Source organism: Microbacterium sp. CFSPD4_SD4 (assembly GCF_057364585.1).
The window spans coordinates 50227-63080 of record NZ_JBNFOC010000001.1 but is presented as its reverse complement, the minus strand read 5'-3'; the positions used below and the strand labels follow the sequence as shown (position 1 = coordinate 63080).

Below are 12854 nucleotides of genomic sequence, written 5' to 3'. Positions count from 1 at the left end.
CCGCGCGTGCGCCGGAGCGAGAGAAGGCTCGGCTGTGCTGAGCGCATGCGGATGTCAGTGATCGGATGCGGGTATCTGGGAGCGGTGCACGCCGCGGCGATGGCCTCGCTCGGTCACGATGTCGTGGGGATCGACGTGGACGAGGGCAAGGTCGCCGACCTCACCGCGGGTGCCGCGCCCTTCTTCGAGCCCGGCCTCGCCGAGCTCCTCGCGGAGGGAGTGCGGTCAGGGCGGTTGCGCTTCGCCGCGGATCCGGCGGCCGCTGCCGGGGCGGAGGTGCACTTCCTCGCGGTCGGCACCCCGCAGTCCGCCTCCGGGCCCGCAGCCGACCTCCGCTTCGTCGACGCGGCGATCGACGGGCTGCTCCCCCACCTGGGACCAGGGGCGGTGGTGGCCGGGAAGTCGACGGTGCCCGTGGGCACCGCCGCCCGTCTCGCCCGTCGGATCGCGGAGACCGGCGCGACGCTCGCCTGGAACCCCGAGTTCCTCCGGGAGGGCTGGGCCGTCCACGACACCCTCCGGCCCGACCGTCTGGTGGTCGGGGCCGAGGACACCCGGCAGGGCGTCGCCGCCGTCGACCTGCTCCGCCGCGTGTACGCCGCGGCGATCGACGCGGGCGCGCCCTTCCTCGTCACCGACCTCGCCACCGCTGAGCTCGTGAAGGGTGCCGCCAACGCGTTCCTCGCGACGAAGATCTCGTTCATCAACGCCATGGCCGAGATCGCCGAGGCGGCCGGAGCGGACGTCACCCTCCTCGCCGAAGCACTCGGACACGACTCGCGCATCGGCCGCCGCTACCTCGGCTCGGGGATCGGGTTCGGGGGCGGCTGCCTGCCCAAGGACATCCGCGCGTTCGCGGCGCGCGCCGAGGAGCTCGGACGCGGGGAGGCCGTCGGGTTCCTCCACGAGGTGGACGCCATCAACCTCCGCCGACGGGATCGGGCGGTGCGCCTCGTGGTGGATGCGCTCGGCGGCCTCGTCTTCGGGAGGAGGATCGCCGTCCTCGGCGCGGCCTTCAAGCCCTTCAGCGACGACGTCCGCGATTCCCCCGCCCTGGAGGTGGCCGTGCGGCTGCGCGGACTGGGCGCCGATGTCGTGGTGACCGACCCCGCGGCGATCGAGAACGCCCGCGCACGGCATCCGCAGCTCGGGTACGCCTCGTCCAGGGACGAGGCCCTGCGGGACGCGGATGCGGTCGTCGTCGTCACGGAGTGGGACGAGTACCGCCGGGAGCTCCATCCGCAGCACGCCGGCGGGCTCGTGCGGGGCCGCATCGTGATCGACGGGCGGAACTGTCTGGACGCCGACGCCTGGCGGGCTGCCGGCTGGACCTACCACGGGATGGGGCGACGCTGAGGCCTCGCGCCCGTCAGACCACACTGGCGTCCTGCGGCACGGTGGAGCGCCCGAGGTAGACGTAGTCGTCGTGCTTCGCCCGACGCCCGTCTCCCGCGGCGCGGCCGTGCAGTCGTCGCCACACCCACGGGAGCGCGTACTGCCGCCACCAGGCCGCTCGTCCGATCGGCTCGTTCTCGTGCAACGCCGCATCCAGCGCTCCCAGCGCATCGGCGTGCGGTACCCCGAGCACCTCCGCGACGCGATAGGCGAGCACGCGGTGCCCCCGACTGCCGAGATGCACGAGGTCCTCGCCCCAGTGCTGTCGCTCCCCCAGCGCCGGGAGCAGATCGGTGTCGATGAGGATCGCACCGGTCCGCGCAGCGACCCCGGCGAGCGCCGTGGCGAAAGCGGAGAAGCGCCGCGCGTACAGCGCCGCCGCTCGACGGGCGGGCAGGAACGGCGTGACCAGGATCACGTCGGCACCGGTCGCGCGCAGCCGCCGCACCGCGGTCTCCAGGCTCGCGGCGAGCGCGGGCACGTCGACCCGGTGCCTCACGAGATCGTTGGCACCCACCAGGACGGTGACCAGGTCGGGGCGGAGTTCGCGCGCCCGCTCCAGCTGCGGTCCGCACACGTCGGACACCCGCTTCGACCGGATCGCGAGGTTCGCGTAGTGGAGGCCTCCCCGCGCGGCGAGGAGCAGCGCGAGCCGGTCCGCCCACCCGCGGAGCGCCCCGTCGGGTCCGGGATCGCAGAGACCCTCGGTCACCGAGTCGCCGAGGGCGACGATCCGCCGCCAGCGGCGCGCGGGGGCCGGCAGGGCCGGCTCCGGCCGGACGAGGCGGCGAGCGCGCAGACGACGGTCCACGGCATGCAGCGTCCGCGCCTCCTCGAAATGATCCAGGAGCTGATCTCCGAGGTGCGCCCAGCTCCGGCCCTGCACCGCGCTCCAGCCCGCCTCCCCGAACGCCCGACGCCGGCGCTCGTCTCCGGCGAGATCGGTCACGCGACGGCGGAGGTCTGCGAGGTCTCCTGGTCGGTAGAGCCACCCGTCGACGCCGGGCCGGACGAGGTCGAGCGGGCCTCCTCTGCCTGTGGCGACCACGGGGACACCGCTCGCATGGGCCTCCTGGAGTGTCTGCCCGAAGGTCTCGCTCTCCCCCGGATGCACGAAGACGTCGAAGGACGCCAGCGCCGCCGCGAGCGCCTCCCCGTCGAGCCGCCCGAGGAAGAGGGCGTCGGGAAGCTGCTCCTGCAGCCGCTCCCTCCGGGGGCCGTCTCCGACGATGACGAGACGCGTGCCGGGGATGCCGTGCAGCGCGGCGAGATCCTCCACCTGCTTCTCGGGGGCGAGGCGTCCGACGTAGCCGATGACGGTCTCGGCTCCCCACTCGGCCCGGAGCGCGTCGCTGCGCCGCGAGGGGTGGAAGAGCTCGGCGTCGACACCCCGCCCCCAGGGCCGGATGCGGTCGATGCCGAGCCGGCTCAGCTGCTGTACCGACTCGGTGGACGGCGCGAGCGTGAGAGTGGCCCTCCTGTGCAGTCGGGCGATGTGGGCATGGGCGATCCCGGTCGTCGCCGCGACGCGATATCTCTCCGTATAGGCGGCCACGTCGGTCTGGTACGCCGCGACCGTTCCGACACCCCCGCGTTCTGCGGCGAGCAGGCCCCGCCACCCGAGCGCGAACGGCGACGCCAGGTGGACGACGTCGGGACGGAAGCGATCGAGCTCCGCGCCGATCCTCCGAATGGTCGCCGCGCCCACCCGGACGTCCCGGTACCCCGGGAGCGGGACGCTGGGAATCGCGGTGACAGGCGCGCCGTGCAGCTCCGCCGGCATTCCGATCGCGGCCGGAGCGAGCACACAGGAGTCATGCCCTCGGCGCTCCAGGTGACGGAGGATCTGCATCACGGATCCGGTCACACCGTTCATGTGCGGAAGGAAGGACTCGGTGACGATCGCGACTCTCACACCCTCAGGATGGCGGCGCTCCCCGTCCCCGCCGAGGGGAATCGGCGTCGGGCACCGGATGTTCACCGGATGCTGGATAACGGGTCACCGGCTATCCGCGCTCTGGTTCCCGCTCACCGCCTCGGGGTCGGTCGCGACCGACGCGGCGACCCTCGCCGCTCGTCCGGCCGTGCTCTAGGCTCGGGAGCATGAGCACCGAAGAAGGCGCCGGCTCCTCCTCCGAGGACATGAAGCGCAAGTTCAAGGAAGCGCTCGAGAAGAAGAACGCGCACCACCGGCAGGGCGAGGCTCACCTCGACGGCGATTCCGCCGTGCACGCCGCCCACGCCCCGCAGACGCGGCGCGAGTTCCGACGCAAGAGCGGTTGACCGCGAGGATGCGGGAGCCGGTCTCCTGCTCCCGCATCCCCCTCCGCAGACACGAACGTGCCCCGCGCCGGAAGGCACGGGGCACGTCGCTGTCGGGCGGCCGTTCCGGTCACTCCCCGGCGAGACCGCCGAGCATGTGACCGAAGGAGCGTCCCTCACCCAGGTAGGTGGCGGGGTCGTACGGGTCGACGACCGCGGCGGCATCCCGGCGTGCGACCGCCTCGGCGAGTTCCCTCGCTCCCTTCTCGACCCGCTTCGCCAGCGGCGCGACGTCGTCCCCCGCGCCGCCCCAGTCGCTCGACGCCGCGAAGACGCCCGTCGAGACGGCCTCGGCATGCAGGTAGGCGAACAGCGGACGGATCGCGTAGTCGATCGCGAGCGAGTGCCGTGGCGTTCCCGCGTTCGCTCCGATCAGCACCGGCTTCCCGGTGAGCGCGTCCGGGTCGAGCACGTCGATGAACGACTTGAACAAGCCCGAGTAGCTCGTCGAGAAGATCGGGGTGACCGCGATCAGCGCGTCGGCCGAGACGACGGTGTTGATCGCCGTCTCGAGTGCGGGAGGCGCGAAGCCGGTCAGCATGTTGTTCGTGATGTCGTGCGCGTGGTCGCGCAGCTCGATCACGTCGACGGTGGCCTCGATGTCGCGCTCCGCGAGCGCCTTCACGGTCTCCGCGGCCAGCCGGTCGGCGAGCATCCGGGTGGACGAGGGGTTGGACAGCCCCGCCGAGACGACGGCGATGCGACGCGTGGTCATGTCAGGCCTCCTTCCGGCCGAGTCCGAAGGCGGCACCCGCGGGCGCCGGCGTGTCCTGGTAGGGCGAGTCCCCGGTGAGGTTGTCTCCGCGGTTCGCACCGGGGCGCGCCTGCCGGGTAGGCCCGTCGCCGTACGTCGCCCGCACGCGCGCGGCGTGGGTCGGCGCGTCGGGCACCGTGGACGGGCGGTCCTTCGCGAGCTCCTTGCGGAGCACCGGCACGACCTCGGAGCCGAGGATGTCGAGCTGCTCGAGGACCGTCTTCAGCGGCAGACCCGCGTGGTCGATGAGGAACAGCTGGCGCTGGTAGTCGCCGTAGTGCTCGCGCATCGCCGCGTACCGGTCGATCACCTGCTGCGGTGATCCCACGGTCAGCGGGGTCATCTCGGTGAAGTCCTCCATGCTGGGGCCGTGACCGTAGACGGGCGCGTTGTCGAAGTACGGGCGGAACTGGTTCACCGCGTCCTGCGACTTCGCGGCCATGAACACCTGGCCGCCGAGACCGACGATCGCCTGCTCGCGCGTGCCGTGGCCGTAGTGCTCGAAGCGCTGACGGTACAGCTCGATGAGCCGCTGGTAGTGCTCCTTCGGCCAGAAGATGTTGTTCGCGAAGAAGCCGTCGCCGTAGTACGCGGCCTGCTCCGCGATCTCCGGGGTGCGGATCGAACCGTGCCACACGAACGGGGCGATGCCGTCGAGCGGACGGGGCGTGGAGGTGAAGCCCTGCAGCGGCGTGCGGAACTTGCCCTCCCAGTCGACGACGTCCTCGCGCCACAGCTTGTGCAGCAGCGCGTAGTTCTCGATCGCGAGCGGAAGGCCCTGACGGATGTCCTGCCCGAACCACGGGTACACCGGGCCGGTGTTGCCGCGGCCCAGCATGAGGTCCATGCGGCCGTCCGAGACGTGCTGCAGCATCGCGTACTCCTCGGCGATGCGCACCGGGTCGTTCGTCGTGATCAGCGTCGTCGAGGTCGAGACGATGAGGCGTTCCGTCTGGGCGGCGAGCGCGGCGAGGAATGTCGTGGGACTCGACGACCAGAAGGGCGGGTTGTGGTGCTCGCCGATGGCGAAGACGTCGAGGCCCACCTCCTCGGCGTGCGTGGCGATGGCCAGCGTCGCCTTGATCCGCTCCTGCTCGCTGGGGGTGACTCCCGTGGTGGGGTCGCGGGTGATGTCGCTGACCGACATGATGCCGAACTGCATCGCCTGCGCGCCTGACTGCTCGCTCATGATTGCTCCGTGTTCTCCGAATCGGATGCCGGACATCCGGTTCTATTCATTTGAATGTAATTGGGTCAACGCGTGCACGGCAACTTTATTCCCGACCGGTAGCCTCGGAGAATGAGCACCACCGGGGTCGGCACCACAGGACCCAGCACCGGACCGGTTCCCCGCAGACGCCGCCGCGTGCCCTTCTGGGACAACGCCCGCTACGCCTGCATCGTCCTCGTCGTGCTGGGCCATGCCATCCAGCGCCTCAGCTACGACTCGGACATCGCCTTCGCCTTCTATCTGGCGCTCTACGCGTTCCACATGCCGGCGTTCGCCATCATCTCGGGCTACTTCTCCAAGTCGGGCTCCCCCACCCGGACGCAGATGGCCCGCGTCATCACCGACATCATCCTCCCCTACGTCATCTTCGAGGCGCTCTGGACGCTCACGAAGTGGCTCGTGGAGGGGGAGACCACCCCGAACCCGACGCAGCCCAGCTGGACGCTCTGGTTCCTGCTCGCGCTCGGGATCTTCCGTCTCGTCCTCCCGTACCTCGCGCTCCTGCGCTGGCCGCTGCTGTGGACGATCGTGATCTCCATCGGCGCCGGCTATCTGCCGAACGTCGACAGCACGTTCTCACTCTCCCGGACCCTGGGCCTGCTGCCGTTCTTCACCCTGGGCTGGTGGCTCCGGGAGAAGAACGTCGTCGACCGCCTCCGCCTCCTCGACGTCCGCCCGTGGTGGAGCCGCGTCCTCGCGCTCGTCGTCCTCGGCACGGCCGGATGGGCGGCGTGGAACTGGCTGCCGCTGTGGCAGGCGGTCGACCTGCGGCACTGGCTGTTCTACGAGGACTCCTACGTCGACCTCGTCGGCGACCAGTGGTGGGCCGGCGGCATCCGCATCCTGCTCATGCTGCTCGCGGTCGTGCTGTGCGCCGCCTTCTTCGCCCTCATCCCCCGCGGCGCGTACTGGTGGACCACGTTCGGTCAGTACACGATGTACGTCTACCTCCTGCACTCCTTCGTGCTCTACCCGTTCCGCGAGAGCGGCGTGCTGCGCGACCTCGAGCCGACCTGGTTCTGGCTCCCTGCGGTCACCGCACTCTCGGTGGTCCTCGCCCTGCTGCTCGCGACCAAGCCCGTGCGGCGGGTGTTCCGTCCGCTCGTGGAGCCGCGGCCGCGGTGGCTGTTCGCCGATCCCGAGCTCGCGTCGCGGGAAGGTCGCCGCAACGATCCGACCGGCTCCCGGCGTCCGCGATGACAGCCGCCCGCCCCGCGTCCGAGGTCCGGGACCGGCTCGTCGCCATCGCCGACTCCCAGGGGTTCGCCGCGCACGGGCTCCACGTGCGCATCGGCGACGACACCGCGGATCACCGCTGGACGCCCGACGTCCGTGAGGACGTGCACTCGATCGCGAAGGGCGTCTGCGTGCTTGCGGCCGCCCTCGCCGCCGACGACGGACTGATCGGCCTGGACGACACCGTCGCCACCCTCCTGCCGGAGCACGAACTCGGCGAGGGCGTCGCTCACGTCACCCTGCGTCATCTGCTGTCGATGTCGAGCGGCATCGACCTGCCGTGGTCCGAGACGCTGATGACGGACTGGCCGGATCTGGCCCGCGAGTTCCTGCGACGGCCGTCGCGCGGGCGTGTGTTCCAGTACTCCAACGCGAGCACCTATACCGCGATGACCGCCCTCGCGACCCGCGTGGGCGACGTCGGCGACTACCTCTCGACGCGCCTCTTCGCCCCGCTCGGCATCGACGACGTGACGTGGTCCCGCTGCCCGAACGGACGCATCGAGGCGGGTGGCGGCCTGCCGCTCCGCACCGAGGAGGTCGCGCGCCTGGGGCTGCTCATCCGTGATCGCGGCTCCTGGCAGGGACGTCGACTCGTCGCCCCGGAGTGGATCGACGCCATGCACGAGGACGGCGTCGTCGCGGGCGTCAACCCTGGCTATGACCGCTATGCGCTCGCGGGCTGGCAGGGTCCGGGGCGGGCGTGGCGGCTGCACGGAGCCCACGGCCAGCTGCTGCTGTTCTTCGGCGACGCGGTGGTGACGGTGACCGCTCACGATCACGCCGGAGCGGATGCGTTCGCCGCGGACGCCGTCGCCGTCCTCGAAGACGTCGTCGCCGGCTGAGTCTGCTCAGGCGAACAGCTCCGCCCCCACGTACGAACCCGGTCGCGCTCCCGGCGGGATGGCCCAGATGCCCGAGCCCACGTGACGGATGTACTCGTTGAGTCGGTCGGTCGACAGGCGGCGCTGCAGGCTGATGAACTGGGCGGGATCACGCTGGTAGGACAGGAAGAACAGCCCGGCGTCGAGTCGTCCCAGGGCGTTGTTGCCGTCGACGTAGTTGTACCCGCGGCGCAGGATGCGGATGCCGTCGTTCTGCTCCGGATGCGCGAGCCGGACGTGACTGTTCTCATCGATCTCCGTGTCGCGGAAGTCGGGGGCCGTGAACTCGTCGCCTCCGGAGAGCGGTGCCCCGACCCCCTTGTCCCGTCCGATGATCGTGTCCTGCTCGGCCAGGCGCACCCGGTCCCAGGTCTCGATGAGCATGGCGATCTTCCGGGCGACCAGATACGAACCGCCGGCCATCCAGGACGACTCGTCACCCTCGGCGACCCAGACGTGCTCGGCGAGCGCCGCGGTGTCGTCGGCGAGGATGTTGGCCGTGCCGTCCTTGAAGCCGAAGAGGTTCCGGGGCGTGGCCTGACTTGCCGTCGTGCGCGAGGTCTTGCCGAATCCGAGCTGCGACCAGCGCAGGCGGGCCGCCCGAACGCGATGCGGCTGAGGTTGCGGATCGCGTGCACAGCGACCTGGGGGTCGTCGGCGCAGGCCTGGATGCACAGGTCGCCGTGCGACGCCGCCGGATCGAGGTCGTCCCCGAGGAAGGCGGGGAGCCGTTCGAGGCCGGACGGACGCCGAGCGGCGAGACCGTAGCGATCGCCGTCCTCGTTCTCGAACAGCCCCGGACCGAACCCGAACGTGAGGGTCAGGCCCGCGGCGGGGAGCCCCAGCGCCTCCCCCGTGTCATCCGGGGGCGCTTCGGCGGGACCGTTCACCGCGCCGCTCGCACTCACCTCCAGCCCCTGCGTCATCCGTGCCGCGGCGTACGACCAGTCCTGCAACAGGGAGATGAGGTCGTCCCGATCGGTGCGGGGCATCATGTCGAAGCTCGCGAAGTGCAGGTGGTCCTGCACCGGCGTCGTGATGCCGGCCTGGTGCGCGCCGAAGAACTCGTACCGCGACTCGGCGTCCTCGGCGGCACGCGCACGCCCGAGCGCCATGCCTCCGGCCGTCCCGGCCCCCAGCCCGACGGCCAGGCCGGCGACACCACCGCCGACGGCCAGCCCGAGCAGCCCGCGGCGGCTGAGACCGCCGCCGGAGGGCTCCGACGGCAGGGCCGCCGGCGCCTCCCGGGCGACGGATTCCGACTCGTTCACGTCCGTGCTCCTCCGTGTGCCGCCGTCAGTCGAGCACCGTGCCGGTGAGCTGCGAGAGCGGCTCGGCGAGCGCGTTGATGAGGTCGGTGAACTCGCGCTTGTCGGCTTCGGTCAGCTCGCCGTACCCCACGAAGCCCTCGGCGAGCGAGCCGTGCGCGGCGAGGGACTCCTCGAGGGCGGTGTATCCGGTCTCGATCTCGGAGACGAGGGCCTCGCCGTCGTCGCCCTGCGCCGCGGCGAAGTCCTGCACCAGCGAGAAGGCCATCTTGGAGCCCTCGACGTTCGCGGCGAAGTCGAAGAGATCCGTGCCGGACCACCAGTCCTCCTCGCCGGAGATCTTGCCGGTGGCCACCTCGTCGAGCAGCGCGATCGCGCCGTTCGAGATGCCGCCGATCCCCTGGTCGTCCAGCGCGGTGGTGAAGTCGTCCGAGTGCACGTAGTCGTACAGCTCCTGCACGTCGGCCAGGAGCAGGTCGCCGTAATCGGCGCGCTCCGCGGGCGTGGACGGCGCCCAGTCCTGCCATGCCGGGGTCTCTCCGTCGGCGTTCAGCGCGTCCTTCGCCGGCACCCAGAGGTCCTTCTCGATGCGGTGGAAGCCGGTCCAGTCCAGGCCCTCCGCCACCGCATCGACCTCTCGGTAGTCGATCCGCGGGTCGAGGTCTCCGAGCGCCTCGGCGACGGGCTCGATGCGCTCGTAGAACGCCCTCGTCTGCGGGAAGAGCGTGCGGGCGGTCTCGTCGTCGCCGGACTCGTAGGCGGCCACGAGGTCTTCCACGGCCGGCACGAGCTGCCCGACCTGATCCTTCACGAACGCCCCGTAGAGATCGACGGCCTTCTGCTTCTGCTCGGCGTCGGGGCCGTCCACCGCCACGCGGTCTCCGGTCACCGTGAACGACGCCCGGCCGACACCGTCGCCGACCATGCCCGGCTTGCAGAGCGTGAAGTACTCGCCCGGCTGGGCGACCACCGTGAGGGTGCGGGACGCGGCCGGGGCGATGTTCTCGACCTCGCCGACGATCCGCAGTCCGTCCTCGGCCAGCAGGTAGAACTCGGAGACCTGGTCGGTGTCGTTCGTCACATCGAACGTCAGCGTCCCGCTCTTCGCGGTGGACGCGGAGACGGCGCAGTCCGTGGCGGTGGATGAGACGTCGAACGCCGCCGTCGCCTGGGCATCGCTCTTCGCGACGCAGCCGCTGAGGAGGAGGACGGCGGTACCCGCGGCGGCTGCCGCGGCGAGGACCCGGTGCGAGGTGATCATGCTGCTCCTTGCTGTGTGAGGGAGGACGTCGGGGTGGCGGCGGAGGCGCCGCGCGTCGAAGGGCGTGCCGAGCGCAGGCCGCGGAGGTAGAGCCCGCCCACGACGAGGATGTAGAGACCCCAGGCGAGCACCTGCAGCCAGGTCATGGCGGGCATGAAGCCGACCGTGGCCTGCAGGACGGAGGCCAGCGCGCCGCCGGGAGCGATCGCCGCCGACACGTCGAACGCCCAGCCGAACGGGAAGCCGGCCGCGCCCACGGCGACGGCGCCGGTGACCGGGTCGAGCGGAGCGGCGGCGGTGAACGGGCCAGGAAGGGCGCCCGCCTCCTGCAGATCCATCAGCGCGTAGGCGAGGACGCCGGCCGCGACGATCACGAGGAAGCCGCCCGTCCAGGCGAAGAAGCGGCGCAGGTCCAGGCGCAGCGCCCCGCGGGAGATGAGCCAGCCGAGCACGACGGCCACGGAGAGTCCCAGGAGCGCGCCGACGAGGGCCGAGGGGGCGTCGCCGAAGGACTGCACCATCGACCACAGCAGCAGCGTGGTCTCGATCCCCTCGCGGGCGACGGAGACGAAGCCGATCGCGATGAGCGCCCAGAGACCACCCACCGTCAGCGCGCGATCGATGCCGCCCTCCAGAGTCGCCTTCATGGTGCGGCCGGCGCGCTGCATCCAGAAGATCATCCACGTCACCATCGCCACCGCGACGAGGGACAACCCGCCGCCGATCAGCTCCTGCGCCTGGAAGGTCAGTTCGTAGGCCCCGAAGGTCAGGATCGCGCCGATGCCCAGAGCGAGGGCGATCGCGAGACCGACCCCGGCCCACATCTTCGGCAGCGCGTCCCGGCGACCGAGACGGCGGAGGTAGGCGACGAGGATGCCGACGACGAGCGCGGCTTCGAGACCCTCGCGGAGTCCGATGAGGAAGGTGGCGAGCACGGGAGACACTCTCTGACTGACGACTGAGGTAAGGCATCCCTTACCACCGAGACTCTAGCACCGCGACCGGCGCCGCCCCGACACCACCGCCGGAGGTAATGGAGTGCAACAGAGCGTCCTCCGGCCACATCCCCGACATAGCCTCGGTCCATGGCTGAACTCTCGCTCCCCATCCTCGACCTGTCCCAGCTCGACGACGGCCCCGAGGCCGCGGCGCGCTTCCGCGACGACCTCCGCGCGGCCACTCACGACGTCGGCTTCTTCTATCTCACCGGCACCGGGATCTCACCGGAACTCGAGGCGCGGCTGCACCAGGCGGCCCTCGACTTCTTCGCCCTGCCGGAGGAGGACAAGCTCGCGATCGAGAACGTCAACAGCCCGCACTTCCGCGGCTACACCCGGATCGGCGGGGAACGGACGCAGGGCAAGGTCGACTGGCGCGAGCAGATCGACATCGGCCCCGAGCGCGAGCCGGTGGACGGCGGCCCCGCCTTCAACCGCCTCATCGGCCCCAACCTCTGGCCGGCCGCCCAGCCCGAGCTGAAGCAGGTCGTCACCGAGTGGCACGACGCCCTGACGGAGATCGCCCGCAAGCTCCTGCGCGCCTGGGCCCTCACTCTCGGGGCCGAGGAGACCTACTTCGACGAGACGTTCCGCGATCCGTCCACCCTGATCAAGATCGTGCGGTACCCGGGCACGAACGAGCCGGAACCGCAGCAGGGCGTCGGCGCGCACAAGGACTCCGGGGTGCTGACGCTGCTCTGGGTCGAGCCCGGCAAGGGCGGGCTCCAGGTCGAGCGTGACGGCGAGTGGGTGTCGGCTCCCCCGGTTCCCGGCGCCTTCGTCGTCAACATCGGCGAGCTGCTCGAGTACGCCACCGGCGGCTACCTCAAGGCGACGAACCACCGGGTGATCTCGCCGCGGGCGCCCGAGGAGCGCATCTCGATCCCGTTCTTCTTCAACCCCGCCCTCGACCAGCAACTGCCGTTGCTCGAGCTCCCCGCCGACCTCGCCGCCGAGGCCACCGGAGTCACCGAGGACCCGAGCAATCCGATCCACGCGACCTACGGCGAGAACGCCATGAAGTCCCGCCTGCGGGCGCACCCCGACGTGGCGGCCATCCACCACCCAGACCTGGTGCAGGCGACCGCCTGAGCGGATCCACACCGTCCGGACATGACGAAGGCCGCCCCACACCGTGGGGCGGCCTTCTCAAGAATGTTCTGCGCGATTGAACGCTGGGTCCGTGGTGCCTTATCGGCGAAGACCAAGGCGTGCGATCAGCGAGCGGTACCGCTCGATGTCGACGCTCTGGAGGTAGCCGAGCAGACGACGGCGCTGACCCACGAGCAGGAACAGACCACGACGCGAGTGGTGGTCGTGCTTGTGCTCCTTCAGGTGCTCGGTGAGGTCCTTGATGCGCTGCGTCAGCATCGCGGCCTGCACCTCGGGGGATCCGGTGTCACCGGGGTGCGTCGCGTACTCTTCGATGATCGCCTTCTTGACGTCTGCTTCCAGTGCCATAGATTCGATCCCCTCTCTGCTTGTTGCGCGGCGCCCGACGCCTG

The 12854-nt window shown here is 70.9% G+C and carries 11 protein-coding genes and 1 pseudogene; 5 read left to right on the top strand and 7 right to left on the bottom strand.

Translation table 11 applies throughout. The annotated features are described in order from the left end of the window. The first annotated feature begins 45 nt into the window (after positions 1-45). A complete protein-coding gene (locus AC2W7E_RS00275) occupies positions 46-1356 on the top strand; it encodes a UDP-glucose dehydrogenase family protein (RefSeq protein WP_485988326.1) in 1311 nt (436 codons plus the stop codon). Between the two features lie 13 nt (positions 1357-1369). Here the strand turns inward: AC2W7E_RS00275 and AC2W7E_RS00270 are convergent, their stop codons facing one another. Then, the gene (locus tag AC2W7E_RS00270; RefSeq protein WP_485988325.1) at positions 1370-3310 is read right to left on the bottom strand and encodes a GDSL-type esterase/lipase family protein; all 1941 of its coding nucleotides are present in this window, start codon (positions 3308-3310) and stop codon (positions 1370-1372) included. Positions 3311-3498: 188 nt separating this feature from the next. Here AC2W7E_RS00270 and AC2W7E_RS00265 point away from each other — a divergent pair, with 188 nt between their 5' ends. Beyond that, positions 3499-3678 carry a DUF5302 domain-containing protein gene (locus AC2W7E_RS00265; RefSeq protein WP_025103207.1) on the top strand — a complete coding sequence of 60 codons (180 nt, stop codon included), beginning with the start codon at positions 3499-3501 and terminating at the stop codon, positions 3676-3678. A 109-nt stretch (positions 3679-3787) separates the two neighbouring features. On the opposite strand, the gene AC2W7E_RS00260 is transcribed toward AC2W7E_RS00265, so the two are convergent. Together AC2W7E_RS00260 and AC2W7E_RS00255 are read right to left on the bottom strand one after the other, a co-directional pair. Next, positions 3788-4432, bottom strand: coding sequence for an FMN reductase (locus tag AC2W7E_RS00260; RefSeq protein ID WP_025103206.1), 645 nt, complete (start codon positions 4430-4432; stop codon positions 3788-3790). Between the two features lies 1 nt (position 4433). Next, the gene (locus AC2W7E_RS00255) at positions 4434-5660 is read right to left on the bottom strand and encodes an LLM class flavin-dependent oxidoreductase (protein WP_126893042.1); all 1227 of its coding nucleotides are present in this window, start codon (positions 5658-5660) and stop codon (positions 4434-4436) included. Between the two features lie 111 nt (positions 5661-5771). Between AC2W7E_RS00255 and AC2W7E_RS00250 the strand changes: the two genes are divergently transcribed. Further along, positions 5772-6902 carry an acyltransferase family protein gene (locus AC2W7E_RS00250; protein ID WP_025103204.1) on the top strand — a complete coding sequence of 377 codons (1131 nt, stop codon included), beginning with the start codon at positions 5772-5774 and terminating at the stop codon, positions 6900-6902. After that, a complete protein-coding gene (locus AC2W7E_RS00245) occupies positions 6899-7783 on the top strand; it encodes a serine hydrolase domain-containing protein (RefSeq protein WP_485988324.1) in 885 nt (294 codons plus the stop codon). Before AC2W7E_RS00250 ends, AC2W7E_RS00245 begins: the two co-directional genes overlap by 4 nt. A 6-nt stretch (positions 7784-7789) precedes the next feature. Here AC2W7E_RS00245 and efeB read toward each other — a convergent pair. The 3 genes and pseudogenes from efeB to efeU form a co-directional block, all read right to left on the bottom strand. After that, positions 7790-9051: pseudogene (efeB, locus tag AC2W7E_RS00240) on the bottom strand (iron uptake transporter deferrochelatase/peroxidase subunit). 67 nt (positions 9052-9118) lie between these two features. After that, complete coding sequence (efeO, locus tag AC2W7E_RS00235) at positions 9119-10351, bottom strand: iron uptake system protein EfeO (protein ID WP_062634928.1); 1233 nt, start codon at positions 10349-10351, stop codon at positions 9119-9121. Beyond that, on the bottom strand, positions 10348-11286 hold the full coding sequence (gene efeU, locus AC2W7E_RS00230; protein WP_025103200.1) for an iron uptake transporter permease EfeU: 939 nt from the start codon (positions 11284-11286) through the stop codon (positions 10348-10350). Before efeU ends, efeO begins: the two co-directional genes overlap by 4 nt. A 150-nt stretch (positions 11287-11436) precedes the next feature. On the opposite strand from efeU, the gene AC2W7E_RS00225 reads away from it, so the two are divergent. Then, positions 11437-12441, top strand: coding sequence for an isopenicillin N synthase family dioxygenase (locus tag AC2W7E_RS00225; RefSeq protein WP_062634929.1), 1005 nt, complete (start codon positions 11437-11439; stop codon positions 12439-12441). Between the two features lie 99 nt (positions 12442-12540). Here AC2W7E_RS00225 and rpsO read toward each other — a convergent pair whose 3' ends face one another. Then, positions 12541-12810, bottom strand: coding sequence for a 30S ribosomal protein S15 (gene rpsO / locus AC2W7E_RS00220; RefSeq protein WP_017203073.1), 270 nt, complete (start codon positions 12808-12810; stop codon positions 12541-12543). Between the last annotated feature and the right edge of the window lie 44 nt (positions 12811-12854).